The sequence below is a fragment of the Longimicrobium sp. genome (genome assembly GCA_036387335.1).
GTDB lineage: Bacteria > Gemmatimonadota > Gemmatimonadetes > Longimicrobiales > Longimicrobiaceae > Longimicrobium.
Genome location: DASVTZ010000092.1, coordinates 1 through 13195 on the forward strand (window position 1 = coordinate 1; position 13195 = coordinate 13195).

At 72.0% G+C, this 13195-nt stretch carries 11 protein-coding genes; 2 read left to right on the forward strand and 9 right to left on the reverse strand.

The features are described 5' to 3' along the window. Positions 1-710: 710 nt before the first annotated feature. The 5 genes from VF647_08055 to VF647_08075 all read right to left on the reverse strand — a co-directional run bounded on the left by VF647_08055 (position 711) and on the right by VF647_08075 (position 6238). On the reverse strand, positions 711-1964 hold the full coding sequence (locus VF647_08055; GenBank protein ID HEX8452034.1) for a glycosyltransferase family 4 protein: 1254 nt from the start codon (positions 1962-1964) through the stop codon (positions 711-713). Beyond that, on the reverse strand, positions 1961-2962 hold the full coding sequence (locus tag VF647_08060; protein HEX8452035.1) for an NAD-dependent epimerase/dehydratase family protein: 1002 nt from the start codon (positions 2960-2962) through the stop codon (positions 1961-1963). The genes VF647_08055 and VF647_08060 overlap by 4 nt, the downstream gene beginning before the upstream one ends. Continuing rightward, positions 2955-4100: a UDP-N-acetylglucosamine 2-epimerase (non-hydrolyzing) gene (gene wecB / locus VF647_08065; GenBank protein ID HEX8452036.1), complete on the reverse strand. Its 1146-nt coding sequence runs from the start codon at positions 4098-4100 to the stop codon at positions 2955-2957. Before wecB ends, VF647_08060 begins: the two co-directional genes overlap by 8 nt. Beyond that, positions 4097-5167: a polysaccharide biosynthesis protein gene (locus VF647_08070; protein HEX8452037.1), complete on the reverse strand. Its 1071-nt coding sequence runs from the start codon at positions 5165-5167 to the stop codon at positions 4097-4099. The genes wecB and VF647_08070 overlap by 4 nt, the downstream gene beginning before the upstream one ends. Before the next feature lie 96 nt (positions 5168-5263). Continuing rightward, positions 5264-6238 carry a hypothetical protein gene (locus tag VF647_08075; GenBank protein ID HEX8452038.1) on the reverse strand — a complete coding sequence of 325 codons (975 nt, stop codon included), beginning with the start codon at positions 6236-6238 and terminating at the stop codon, positions 5264-5266. A gap of 197 nt (positions 6239-6435) precedes the next feature. Between VF647_08075 and VF647_08080 the strand changes: the two genes are divergently transcribed. Next, positions 6436-7362: a sulfotransferase gene (locus tag VF647_08080; protein HEX8452039.1), complete on the forward strand. Its 927-nt coding sequence runs from the start codon at positions 6436-6438 to the stop codon at positions 7360-7362. Between the two features lie 16 nt (positions 7363-7378). Here VF647_08080 and VF647_08085 read toward each other — a convergent pair whose 3' ends face one another. From VF647_08085 to VF647_08100, 4 genes are all read right to left on the reverse strand, one after another. Further along, positions 7379-8167 (reverse strand): hypothetical protein, encoded by a 789-nt coding sequence (locus tag VF647_08085; GenBank protein HEX8452040.1) that lies wholly within the window; start codon positions 8165-8167, stop codon positions 7379-7381. A gap of 342 nt (positions 8168-8509) precedes the next feature. After that, positions 8510-9769 carry an oligosaccharide flippase family protein gene (locus VF647_08090; protein HEX8452041.1) on the reverse strand — a complete coding sequence of 420 codons (1260 nt, stop codon included), beginning with the start codon at positions 9767-9769 and terminating at the stop codon, positions 8510-8512. A 17-nt stretch (positions 9770-9786) separates the two neighbouring features. Beyond that, the gene (locus tag VF647_08095) at positions 9787-10947 is read right to left on the reverse strand and encodes a glycosyltransferase family 4 protein (GenBank protein ID HEX8452042.1); all 1161 of its coding nucleotides are present in this window, start codon (positions 10945-10947) and stop codon (positions 9787-9789) included. Position 10948: 1 nt separating this feature from the next. Then, positions 10949-11770 (reverse strand): hypothetical protein, encoded by an 822-nt coding sequence (locus tag VF647_08100; GenBank protein HEX8452043.1) that lies wholly within the window; start codon positions 11768-11770, stop codon positions 10949-10951. 158 nt (positions 11771-11928) lie between these two features. Here VF647_08100 and VF647_08105 point away from each other — a divergent pair, with 158 nt between their 5' ends. Beyond that, on the forward strand, positions 11929-13194 hold the full coding sequence (locus VF647_08105; protein ID HEX8452044.1) for a glycosyltransferase family 1 protein: 1266 nt from the start codon (positions 11929-11931) through the stop codon (positions 13192-13194). The last annotated feature ends 1 nt before the right edge of the window (position 13195 follow it).

The window sequence follows — 13195 nt, forward strand, 5'->3', positions numbered from 1 at the left end:
GCTCGTTCCTCGCGGCCCCTCCCCCAAAACTACCTGGGGGAGGGGCGGTGGCATCCGTGCGCGACGGCGGGCGTTGCCCCACCGCCATCTCCTCTAAAACCCCGTACTGTAGGGGCGCGATTTATCGCGCCCGTGCCTGCCCGCGCCCAGCCCCCCGCTCAGGGCCACACTGCGCGTGACCCGCGTATGCCCTCCGCGCCGTCTCCCGCGCACCACCGCCAAATGACGCGACCCGCGGCGCACCCATTACCGGCTTCCCCGCACACCACACACCGGTAGGGGCGGACCTGCGTGTCCGCCCTCCCTCGCCGGGCCCCAAACACGGCCGAACGGCCCCGAAAACCCGTAGGGGCCGCCCCGCGTGGCTGCCCGTGCCCCGCGCACACGCCGCGGCCCGCGTCCAGAGCGAATGAATTCGCCGCTGGAAACACGCAAGTCCGCCTGCGCGGACTCACGCAGACGACGACGCGCGCCACCAACCTTTTGTCATCCTGAGCGACGCGCCGCACCGATCTCGCCCTCGCTCCATCCTTTGGCGCGGAGCGAAGGATCTACTGCGCGCGGCGAGGGGCTCGTGGTCGGCGGCTGTCCTCCTGTTTCGCCGGCTAGATCCTTCGGGCGCCGCAGGATGTTGGATGTCACGGCGGGATCGGTCGTGCGGCTTCCTCAGGATGACAAGAAAAGGCGACGGGCGTGTCGCAGGCCTGGACCTACGGCTGATTCCCCCTCGGCGCCACCTCCCGCATCCAGCCCTCCAGGCGGGTGGTGAGGCGCTCGCGCTCGAAGTGCTCGAGGAAGTAGGCGCGGCCGCGCGTGCCCATGGCGGCGCGCTCGTCGGGGGAGAGGGCGCGGAGGGCGAGGACGGCGTCGGCGAGGGCGCGGGGGTCCTCGGCGGGGCAGGAGAAGCCGGCGCGGGCGTCGTTCACCACGCGCGCGCCCTCGCCGTCCATGGCGGCGATCAGGGGGCGGGCGCTGGCCAGGTACGACGGCACCTTGGCCGGCAGCGTGTAGGCGTAGACCGGCGCGCGCTTCAGCGACGCCAGCAGCACGTCGGCGTGCGCAAAGAAGTGCGGCATGCGCTCCGCCGGGTGGCGCCCCAGCAGGTGGACGACCGAACCCAGCCCCCGCTCGCGCACCACCCGCTCCACCCACTCCCGCATCCGCCCGTCCCCCACCACGATCCAGTGGTCGTCGCCCCGGTCGCGGAGCAGCTCCGCGGCGGCGAGGATCGTGGAAAAGTCCTGCGAGGCGCCGATGTTGCCGGCCACCATCACGCGAAAGCCCGCCGGAAGCGGCGGAACGCCGTCCGTCTCCTCCACGGCAAGCGGGCGGTAGAACGGCTCGGCGGACTGGGGGAAGTAGCGCACGCGCGCGTCGCCGTCCGCCAGCTCGGAGACGGGGCGCAGGAAGCCCTTCGACGACACGAGGATGCGGTCGCTGCCGCGGTAGATGCGCCGCGCCAGCCGCCGCACCGCGCCCAGCACGGACTCGGACGAGACCGCGCCGGTGCCCTGAAGCACCTCCGGCCACAGGTCGAGGACCCAGAAGAGCAGGGCCGCGCCGGTGAGCCGCTTCAGCACGAGCGCGGGAATGCCGACGGTGATCGGCGACACCTCGTACACCAGGATCACGTCGTACTGGCGGCGCGCGACGAGCGGGGCGAGCAGGCTGGCCGTGAGCGCGAACGAGGCGTAGTTGAGCGCCAGCCGCACCCCGCCCGCGCGCCCGCGCGGGAGCAGCGGCACGCGGCGCACGGGGATGCCGTGGAAATCTTCCTGGCGCGGACCGAACGGAGAGTATCCCGCGTACGCCCGGCCTTCGGGGTAGTTGGGGATGCCGGTGAGGACCTCGACGTGGTGCCCGCGCTCCTTCAGCGCCAGCGCCAGGTCGTTGATGCGGAAGTCCTCCGGCCAGAAGTACTGCGAGAGGACCAGGATGCGCAGCGGGCGCTCGCCGGCCGTCATGCGCGCGGGTGGAGGCCGCGGTACCACCGTGCGGTGTCCGCCATCCCCTCGGCCATCGTGTAGCGCGGCGCCCACCCCAGCCCGCGGAGCGCGCCGGCGTCCACGCACAGCGAGCCGGTCAGCCGCTCGAGCGCGCCGGTGGTGAACGGCACCGGTACCGCGCGCGAAACCACGTCGCCCGCGCGCGCCGCCAGCCGGGCGATCGCGTGCGGGCAGGGGACGATGCGCGCGGAGACGCCCAGCGCCGCGGCGATGCGGCGCACCAGCTCCGGCGTGGAGACGTCGTCGTCGTCGCTCACGAAGAGCGTGGCGCGGCGCGCGGCGGGGGCGGTGAGCACCGTCTCGATGGCGGCGACTACGTTGCCGGCGTACCCCAGGCTGCGACGGTTGTGGATGCCGCCCACCGGCATAGGCACGCGCCGGTCGACGGTGCGGAAGAGGCGCAGCATGTTGGCCCGCACGCCCGCGCCGTACAGCAGCGGGAGCCGCAGGATGGGCGCGTGGATGCCGGCCGCGTCCTGCCGCACCACCTGCTCCGCCTCCAGCTTGCTGACGCCGTACGCGTCCGCGGGGCGCGGGATGACGTCGCCGGTCCAGCACTCCGCGCTTCCCTCCCCCACCGCCTTCACCGAGCTGGCGTAGACGAAGCGCGTGGCCCCCGCATCCAGCGCCTCGCGCAGCAGGACGCGCGTTCCCTCGACGTTGACGCGGCGGAAGCGCTCCAGCGGGTCGCGGGCGGAGTCGCGCAGCACGTGCGTGCGCGCGGCCAGGTGCACGACCGCATCGACGCCCGCGCACGCCGCACGCAGCGCGGCGCGGTCGGATAGGTCCGCCGCGCGCACCTGCCGGACGGGCGCGGGGAGGCTCGCGTGCTCGGCGCGGACCAGCGCGCGCACGCCCACGCCGAGCTTCAGGAGCCCGTCCACCACGTACGCGCCCAGGAAGCCGGTGGCGCCGGTGACCAGCACGTCGCCCGGGAGCGGGAGCCGCTCAGGCATCGTGCCACACGGTGCGGCGCACGTAGCGCGTATAGCTCAGGATGATGCGCACCACCTTGAGCGACACGGTCTCGGTGTCGTAGTCGGGCACCAGCGCGGGGCGGCGCTCGGCGTGCTGCTCCGTGACGACGCGGATGGCGTTCAGCACCTCGCCGGGCACAAGGCCGCACATCACCAGCACGCCCTCGTCCATCCCCTCCGGCCGCTCGTGCGCCTCGCGGATGGTGACGGCGGGAAAGCCCAGCACGGAGGCCTCCTCCGTCACCGTGCCGCTGTCCGAGACGACGCAGAACGCGCCCCGCTGAAGGCGCACGTAGTCGAAGAAGCCGAGTGGCTTCAGCATCCGCACGCGCCGATCCAGGGGCACGCCCGCGGCGTCGATGCGGGCTCGGGTGCGCGGGTGCGCGGAGAAGATGACGGGCCGGCCCAGCCCCTCCGCCATCGCGTTCAGCGTCGCCACCAGGTTGGCCAGGTTGCGCTCGGAATCGACGTTTTCCTCGCGGTGCGCGCTGGCCACCGTGTAGCCGCCCTCGACGAGATCCAGGCGTTCCAGCACGTCCGACGCGGAGATCTGGGCGGCGTAGTGCGAGAGCACCTCCTTCATCGGCGAGCCCGTCTTGATGACCGTCTCCGGCGCGAGGCCTTCGCGCAGCAGGTAGCGGCGCGCGTGCTCCGTGTAGGTGAGGTTGATGTCGCTCAGGTGGTCCACCACGCGGCGGTTGATCTCCTCCGGCACGCGGTCGTCGAATCCACGGTTCCCCGCCTCCATGTGGAAGACGGGCACCCTGCGCCGCTTGGCCGGATAGGCGGCGAGCGCGGAGTTGGTGTCGCCCAGCAGGAGGAGCGCATCCGGCTTCACCTGCGCCATCAGCGCGTCCGCTCGCGCGATGACGTTGCCCACCGTCTCCCCGGGGGTCGCGCCGGCCGCCTCCAGGAAGTGGTCCGGCTGCCGCACGCCCAGCTCGCGGAAGAAGATGCCGCTCAGCTCCCAGTCGTAGTTCTGGCCGGTGTGCACCAGCACGTGGTCCGTGAACCGGTCCAGCTCGTGGATCACGCGGCACAGCTTGATGATCTCCGGCCGCGTGCCCACGATGGTCATCACGCGCATCCTGTGCTCGCCGCCGGCGGACGCGCTCACCGGAAGATCTCGCCGGTCTCGGGGGCGGTGCCGCGGGTGAGGCGGTGCCGCAGCAGCAGGGCGCGCACCTCCGCCAGCGGCAGCGGCGCGGCGCCGGAGGTGTACTCGCCGGCGAAGGGAAGCGCGCGCGTGCCGACCTCGTCCACGCGCAGCTCGGGGAGGATGGGGAGGATCACCAGGTCGTCGCCGCGGAAGACGGTGTGCGCCACCTCCTCCTCGCTCACCAGGATCTCCTGGATCTTTTCGCCCGGCCGGATGCCGGTGTCGGTCATGGGGTACGTCTCCGCCTCGGCCACGGCCAGCGCGATGTCCGTGATCCGGGCGGACGCGAGGAGGGGGACGTACGTCTCGCCCGCGTTGGCGTGGCGGAGGGCGCGAAAGATCAGGTCCACCGACTCGTCCAGCGTCATCAGGAAGCGCGTCATGCGCCGGTCCGTGATGGGCAGGGGCTTGCCGCGGCGCACCAGGTCGATGAAGAAGGGGATGACGGAGCCGCGCGAGGCCATCACGTTGCCGTAGCGCACGTTCACGAAGCGGCAGCCGGGGGTGTCCAGGTTGGCCTGCACCAGGATGCGCTCCTGGATCGCCTTGGTCATCCCCATCATGTTCACCGGCTTGCACGCCTTGTCGGTGGAGATCCCCACCACGTGCTTCCCCCCGCCGCGGCTCTCGAAGACGGCGCGCGCCAGGTTGATGGCGCCGATGACGTTGGTGTCCACCGCCGCGGCGCCGTGGTACTCGCAGGTGGGCACCTGCTTGAGCGCGGCGGCGTGGAAGATCACGTCCGAGCGCTCCACGTAGCGCCGCATGTCCGCGTAGCTGCGCACGTCGCCGATGGCGAAGCGCGCGCGGTTGGCGCTCTCGTTGTAGATGACGTCGTCGGTGGCCGTGGCCTGGTGCATCAGCTCCAGGCGCATGGCGTGCTGCTTGGCCTCGTCGCGCGACACGACGGTGACCGAGGCGGGCGAGCCCATCTCGTCGGCCAGGATGCGGTGGAAGAGGCGCTGGCCCAGCGACCCCGTGCCGCCCAGGATCAGGACCTCAGCGCCGTCGAGCGCAGCGTTCATCGTGTGTATCGCTGGATTCGCGGCATCCGCGCGGAAAAAGACGAACGTAGCGGATCGCCCATACCCCTGCAACGTTGCGCCGCCGGGCGTGTGGGCCTAGCGGCGCTGAAATCCGATCGCGGCGGGATCGATGTCCGTCCGCGGCTGGACGTCGGGCCGCGGGGCACGCGCGACGGCGCCGTCCGGGATGTCTTCCTGCACGGACACGTCCATCCCCACCAGCGCGCGCTCGCCGACGCGGCCGCCGTCACGGATGCTGGCGTTGAGCCCGACCCACGCCTCCGCCCCGATCACGGACCGCCCCCCCATCATCACGCCGGCCGTCACGCTCGCCCCGCGCCCGACACGGCAGTTGTGGGCCACGATGTTGAGCTCGCCCACCTTGGCGTGGTCCTCCACCGTGGTCGGGACGATGACGCCGGCATGCACGACGGTCAGCGCGCTGATCTCCACGTGCGACCCGATCTTGACCCCGCCCAGGTGAGGGATATGCTCCTTGTTCCCCTCCTCGTTCCGCACGTAGCCGTACCCGTCGTGGCCGATCACCGTGTTCGCGCCGATGACCGTCTCGTCGCCGATCTCGACCCGCGGAAAGAGCCGCACTCCGGACCGGATGATGGTGCCCTTCCCGATCCTGACGTCGGGGCCGATCACGCAGAAGGGCTCGATCAGGGCACCTTCCCCGATCTCGACGTTGCCCTCGGTCACGGCGAGCGGAGAGACCATGGCCTCCGGGGAGATGTTGCGCTCCGCGACCAGCGGCGGCTGGCGTCCCTCGACGCGGATGAGCCCCAGCACGCGCCCGATCGCCGCGCGCGGATCGTGGCATTCGACCACGACGCAGTCGCCCCAGTCGCCGGAGCGCGCCGAGCCCACCCGCGCGATCACGATGCAGCCGCGCCGCTCCGCGAATCTCTCGCGGAGCGGGGCCTTCACTTCCGTGTTGACGAAGTACAGGCAATCGTCATAGCTCTCGTCCAGCGTTCCGACCGCCCGGACCTCCCGGTCGCCGCCGTCCGGCAGCCGGAGCAGACGGCGGATTTCGCTTTCCGTGATGCGCGCGTGGATCACTCTCGAGCTCCTTCGGTCAGACGGGGGCGAACGAATCATTTCACGGAAGTTGCAACCGTGCGGGCGTCCTTATGATCCACACGAGAGCGAGGAGGATCTCCTGGGTACCACGTTCCGTGCGCGGGGACGGCGGCGGTGACGCTGAAGATGACAGGCTGCCGGCGGGCGAATCCATCCCGCGTTCCCGGCCCGGTCCAGTGCTGAGCGCATGGCTGCGTCCCTACGGACCGGCGGACCCGCACGCCGCGCCCATGCCGGTGGTGGTGGGCGCGCCGCGCTCGGGAACCACACTGCTGCGGCTGATGCTGGACTCGCATCCGGATCTCGCCATTCCTCCCGAGACCGGGTTCCTGAGCATCGCCCGCAAGTTCCGCGGCTCGGGCGACGGGTTGCGGGAGCGCTTCTTCCGCGAGATCACGGCCTTTCCCCCGCAAGCGCCCAACTGGGCAGACTTCGGGATCCCGGCGGACGACTTCCGCGACGCGCTGCAACGCATCGAGCCGTTCACGGCATCGGCGGGGTTCCGCGCCTTTTACCGTCTCTACGCCGCCCGCCACGGCAAGCCCCGCTGGGGCGACAAGACGCCGATCTACTGCCTGGAGATCGACCTGATCCGGCGCGTGCTTCCCGAAGCGCGCTTCGTCCACCTCATCCGCGACGGGCGCGACGTGGCGCTGTCGCTGCGGGAGCAGTGGTTCGCGCCGGGGCGCGACATGGCGACGCTGGCCCGCTACTGGGCCCGGTGCGTGGCCGGGGCGCGCAAATCCGGCCTGGGACGCCCCGACTACCTGGAGGTGTGCTACGAAGAGCTGGTGCGCGACCCAGGGCCGGTGCTGGCCCGCGTCTGCCGCTTCCTGGAGCTGGAGTGGGACCCCGCCATGCTCTCGCACCACACGCGAGCCCGGGCGCGCTTGGCCGAGCAGAACGGGGCCATCGCGCCGGACGGCACCCCGCTCATCACGCGCGAACAGCGGCTCCGGCAGCAGGAGAGCAGCCTTCGCGCTCCGGACCCCGCGCGCATCGGCGGGTGGCGGACGGCGATGCTCCCCGAGGAGCGCGCCGAATTCGAGCGCGTGGGCGGGAAGCTCCTGCGCGAGCTGGGCTACCTGGACGCGGAGGGGTGAGCGCGCGTGCGCCCGCTCAAACCCCTTCGTTCAGCCGCCGCGTGTAGTAGCCGGTCAGCGCGTTGACGAACGCGTCGAAGCGCTCGGTGACCCCGCGCACCTGCTGCGCCTCGAACTCGCGGATCATGGCGACGTAATCGTCCTGCGGATGCAGCCACGAGTGCGGGTGCGCGAGAAGGCAGAGGTTCCCCCCCTCCTCCATCGCCGTGTCGAAGGTGTGCCGCCTCCACATCATCGCGCTGTCGCTCACGTAGGTGAGGCCGTGGGCGCGGATGACTTCGCTAACGTCCACGCACGGATGGTGGCCGGGTGGGAGCGCGACCGACACGAAGCCGGCGTTCACCGGATCGTGCTGGGAGAAAGAGTGCACCCTGGCATCCACGATGGCCTCCAGCACCCGCATCCGGAAGGCCACCTCCTCGCCGATGTCGTCGCACACGGCCGAGCTCACGGCGAAGTGCAGGCCGATCTCGTGCCCCAGCGAGTGAATCCGGCGTAGCTGGCGCACGACGTCGGTGTGGAGCGGGTCGTAGAACTGCCCGTCCACCAGCACGAAGTAGGTGGACGCGACCCCGGCGGCGTGCTCCAGCTCCGCCATCTCCAGCGAATGGACCGGCGCGAAGTCGATGTCGTGGCGCAGCGCGATGTAGCGCTCGGGCAGCGCCGGGCCGCCGGGGGCGAAGTCCTGGAAGCGCACGAACGAGTAGCCGCGCGCCTTCGCCTTTTGCAGGAAGCTCTCGTACAGCTCGCGCGACAGCCGGCTGAGCGTGAACTGCCGGGGAGTCGTCATCAACCGGTCCGCCATTTCCCCCTCCGTGTTCGCCGGGCCTCGTCTCGGAAAAACAACAGCCTCACACAGAGAACACGGAGGGAACTACAAGCCACAGAGGAAGCCTTGATCCGTTCTCTCTGTGTCTCTGTGTCTCTGTGTGAGCCATGCAGTTGCGGTTCTCTCTGCGTCTCCGTAAACCGGGGTGGCGAATGGTATCATACCATTTCTCACGAATCCGTGTGCATCGGAGGAAAGGTCTCACGCAAAGGGGCGAAGGCGCAAAGAAAGGGCTTCCGTGTCTTTCCTTAGCGTCTTCGCGCCTTCGCGTGACATCTTGATCCTTTGTGTTTGCACAGAACTTCTGTCGAGACGGTATCATTCCGCGACCGCGCCTCCGCCCGGAAGCCGGAGCCGCGCCGTGCCCCTGAGCAGCACGAAAGCCCCGCCCGCCGCCACCAGCGCGCCGCCGGCATGGGCCAGGAGCACCGCGGCGGCCACCCCCCGCAGCCCATCCCAGCGCAGGAGCGGGTAGAGCGCGATGGCCAGCAGGCTGAAGCGCACGCCCTGCACCGGCACCGACAGCCGGGGACGGGAGAGGGCATTGAAGAGCTGGTCGGTGATCTGCATCACCGCGCGAAAGACCATCGCCAGCGCCAGCAGCTGGAGCGCGGGCACCATCCGCGTCCATTCCGGCCCCAGCATCCACCGTACCCCAGCCTCGCCCACGAGCAGGGCGAGCACCGCGAACACGCCCACCGCCGCGCACACTCCGCCCACCGCCGCCAGGTACCGCCGCGTGAGCGCCCTCGGGGTTCCGCGCAGCAGCCCCAGCATCGGCAGGGCGACGCGCCCCGCGGCGCGCGTGAGGGTGACGGACGGGATCTCCGCCACGCGGAACGCCACCTGGTAGAGGCCCAGCGCGGTGGGGCCCAGGAAGCGCCCAACCAGCACGTTGTCCAGGTTGAGGCTCAGGAACGTCAGGATGCGTGTACGGTTGAGCGCTCCGCCATAGTGGAGCAGCCGCCGCATCCCGCGCCCGCGAAGCCGCAGGCGCGGCCGGTGCCGGACCATGGCGTACGACAGGGCGGTGCCCACCCCCTGCATGGCGAGCGCGGAAGCGACCAGCGCCCACGCGTCGCGGCGGATCACCGCCACCCCGATCCCCACCGCCACACCCGCCACCGCTTCGGGCACCCCCCACCAGAACAGCCGCCGGAACTCCGCCCGCCGCACCAGCAGGGCGGCGGCGGGATTCGCCAGCCCGCGCAGCAGCGGGAGCAGGGCGAGCACGCGGATGAGCGGAGTGGCGCCGGGCGTGGAAAGGAACTGCGCCGCAAAGGGAGCCGCGGCCAGCGCCACGGCGCTCAGCGCGGCGCCGCGCAGCAGCTCCAGCGTAAAGGCCAGGTCGAGGTCGTCCTCCACCCTTCCCCGGCGGGTGACGAGCGCCACCTCGGTCCCGACGCTGGTGAGCGCCTCCAGCGTGGTCAGCACCAGGAGCGCGACGCCGGCGGTGCCCATCTGCGCGGCGCCGATCAGGCGCGCCACCAGCACCATGCGCACGGCGCCCAGCCCCAGCGCGAGAACCAGCGAGGCCAGGGCCCAGGCGCCTCCCCGCATCCAGCCTGAGGCGGGCACCCCCGGGCTCTCCGCGCTCAGCCGAGCGGCTCCATCCGCAGGAGCCGGGCGAGCCAGTGGCCCTCCCCGGAGCGCGAGCCCAGCGCGCGGATCGAGCGGCCGACCACGGGGGTGCGCAGGAGCCGCATGAAGACGCGGCGCATCACGTCGCGCTCGCCCATCAGCGGCGACAGGCGCTGCAGGTAGGCCGCGGCGGCCGCCATCTCCTCCCGCGCGTCCGGGGCGGGGGCGGCGCGGTGCTCCGCCACCACCTCCTCGTACAGGGCGCAGAGGCGGTCGACCATCGAGTCCGCGCCGGCCTGCGCGCGGATCTCCCGGCTCACCGCCATCGCATCGGCCGCGTCGTAGCCCGCGATCTCGCGCCGCACCCCCTCCGCGGTCACCGGCTCGCGCAGGGTGCGGATGCCGAGGTTGAAGCCCCGGAGCTCCGCCAGGTTCGCGGAGGTCACCCGCGGACCCATCCCCATTGCGTCGCACAGGATGACGGACGTTCCCGCGGCGAGCGCCTCCAGCGCGGACTTGCCCTTGGCGAACACCAGGTCGAACTCGCGCACCACCTCCTCCGGGCGGGCGTGCTCGCGGCCGGCGTTGGCGCCCAGCACCTCCACCTCGATCGACTCCGCCTCGCACGCCTCGCGGATCGCCTCCAGCTGCGAGCCGACCCGGGCCCCCGCGGCGTTGCTGAACACCAGCGCGCGGCGCGGGCGCGGCGGCAGGGGGCCGCGCGGGCGGAACCGGTCCAGCTCCACCGAGTTCAGCTCCAGGTGCACCCGCGCGGGGTCGATGCCGTGCTCCAGGCAGAGCCGGTCGCGGCAGGTACGGTCCACCGCCACGTGGCGCAGCACGCGGGGAAAGCGGAGCGGCTCGTCCGCCCACCCCACCCAGCTGTGGCAGAAGAAGATGGCCGGAGCATCGGGGAAGGCCAGGAGCGCCGCCATCGTCTCCAGGGAGTGGTGGCCGTGGATCACGTCGGGCGCCTCGGCGATGCTCCGCAGGTCGTCGGTCACGGGGATGGTGGCCGACCGGATCTCGCGCGCGATCGCCCCCAGGTCCGGGCTGTAGACCACCGGCCGGTGCCCGCGCGCGGCCAGCCCCACCGCCAGGTCGCGGACGTACAGCTCCGTGCCGGTGCGGCTGGCCAGCGTGCGGTTGGTGATCAGTACGCGCAGCGGCGCCATGTCATGCGCCGCGCTCGCTGTGCGTCCACAGGGCGTCCGCCAGCGGCATCACGTGCTCCCGAAAGCGCAGCACGTCCCTGTACACGCCCGCGGCCACGCGCTGCTCGCCGAACGTTTCGTACGCCGGAGTCGCCGCGGGGTCCCATCCGTAGCGCGAGCTGTGGTCGGAGGGGCGCAGGCACTCGGTGCGAAAAGGGGCGAGGCCGAACTTGTCCAGCGCGTGATCCACCTCGGCGGTGAGCTCGGGGTAGCAGCGCGCGGCATGCAGCTTCGCGTCGAGCGCGGCGTCGTCCAGCTCCAGGAAGTACGCGCGCTCGCGCAGCTCCACGGCGCACTCGCCCGGCGGGCCCACCAGCAGGTAGTCGTAGTTGGACGGAGCCGCGCCCCCCCGCGAGGCCATGCGCACCGCGGCGTTGATCACCAGGCGGCAGACGTCGTGCGACGGGTTGTATCCTTCGATGGCGTCGCCCACCACGCAGTCGGCGCCGGTGGAGACGATCACCTCGGCCAGGTCGTCGGCCAGGCGCGTAAAGCGGTCGTGGTCGTGCCCCAGGATGGCGGCGTACACCTCCTTGTCGGACATGACGCCGTACACCGGGCCGGCGGTGGCCCCGGTGTGCTCCAGCACGCGCGTGGTGGACTCCAGCCGGCCCTCGTCGCGGCTGCCGGAGCCGTCGGTAAGGACGCACACCAGCGGGCGCATGCGCCCCATCCACCCCAGGATGCGCAGCTCGTGCCCCGGATGGGCGATGACGAGAAGGGGGGTGCGGGCCTGGCCCGGATCGGCCGGTTGAACGGATTCGTGGTGGAACGGTGTCGGCATGGATTCTGGAGTCGGGAGAGGGTACGAAGTGCGCTGAATATGCCCGCCGCGACCCCACGACGCAATCGGCCGGGCGCCTGTCGCGCGCCCGCGGCACCGGGTAGATTGCGCCCGCCGCGGCACCGAAATGCGCGCTCCTCCACCCCGGTCCCCACCGCATGCGCGTCCTGCTCGACATCTCCTGGCTGGGCCTTGGATACCTGTACCGCGAGAGCCGCAGCGGGAGCTTCCGCGCGCTCCGCGAGCTGGCCGCGGGGCTGCAGCGGACTGGCGAGTGCGACCTCCTCTTCTGCGCCAACCTCTCCAGCGTCGCCTTCTCCGGCTCGGCGGAGTACCTGCGCACCGATCCGGCGCTGGCGGGTGTGCCCCTAGTGGGGCCGGCGACCCCCGCCGCCTCCGGCATCGGCCGCGCCGCGCGCCGGGTCCACCGCACCCTCCGCGCGTGGTTTCCCAACCAGGCGATGCCGGGCGTGCTGCGCTCCGGGGCCCGCGTGCTGGACCAGCGCATCCACCCGCCCGTCAGCGACGCAACGCCGGGCGCGGACGTCTTCCACTCCACGGGCGCCCCGCTTCCGCCCCTGCGCCCCGGCTCGCCGCCGCGCCTGCTGACCGTGTACGACGTGGTGCACCCGCGCTACGCCGAGCTCTACGACGGGCACCGGGCGCAGTCAATCGGCGTGAGCCTCGGCAGCCTGGGACCGGACGACCGGCTGATCACCACCTCGCTCGCCACCCGCGACGACATCGTGGAGATGGGGATCGCCCCGGCTGACCGCATCTCGGTGGTCCCCCTCGCCGCGGACCCGGGGCTCTTCTTCCCCTGCACCGACGCGGCGCGGCAGGATGCGGTGCGGGTGCGGCTCGGCATCCCGCCCGGGCCGTACCTGCTCACGCTCGGGCTGCTGGACGTACGCAAGAACGTGGAAGCGGCCGTGGAAGCGTTCACCCGGCTCGTCGTACAGGAGGGGTGCCGCGACCTGTCGCTGGTGGTGGCGGGGCCCGCGGGGAGCGGAACCGCGGGGGTGGAGCGGGCGGTGGCGGAGGCGCGCGCGCGGGGTGCCCGCGTGGTGATGCCCGGGTTCGTTCCCGACGAGGAGCTGGCGGCGCTCTACAGCGGGGCGCTCGGCTTCGTCTTCCCGTCGCTGCACGAGGGGTTCGGGATCCCGCCGCTGGAGGCGATGCAGTGCGGCGCTCCCGTGATCGCCTCCAACCGCTCCTCGATCCCAGAGGTCGTGGGCGGCGCCGCGCTCGTCGTCGATCCGCAGGACGCCGACGCACTCTGCCACGCGATGTACCGCCTGTACCGCGACGGCGCGCTGCGCGAAGATCTCCGCGCCCGCTCGTTGGCCCGCGCCGCCCGCTTCAGCTGGGACCGCACCGCCGCGGAGACGCTGGCCGCGTACCGCGCCGCGATCGCCGCCTGAG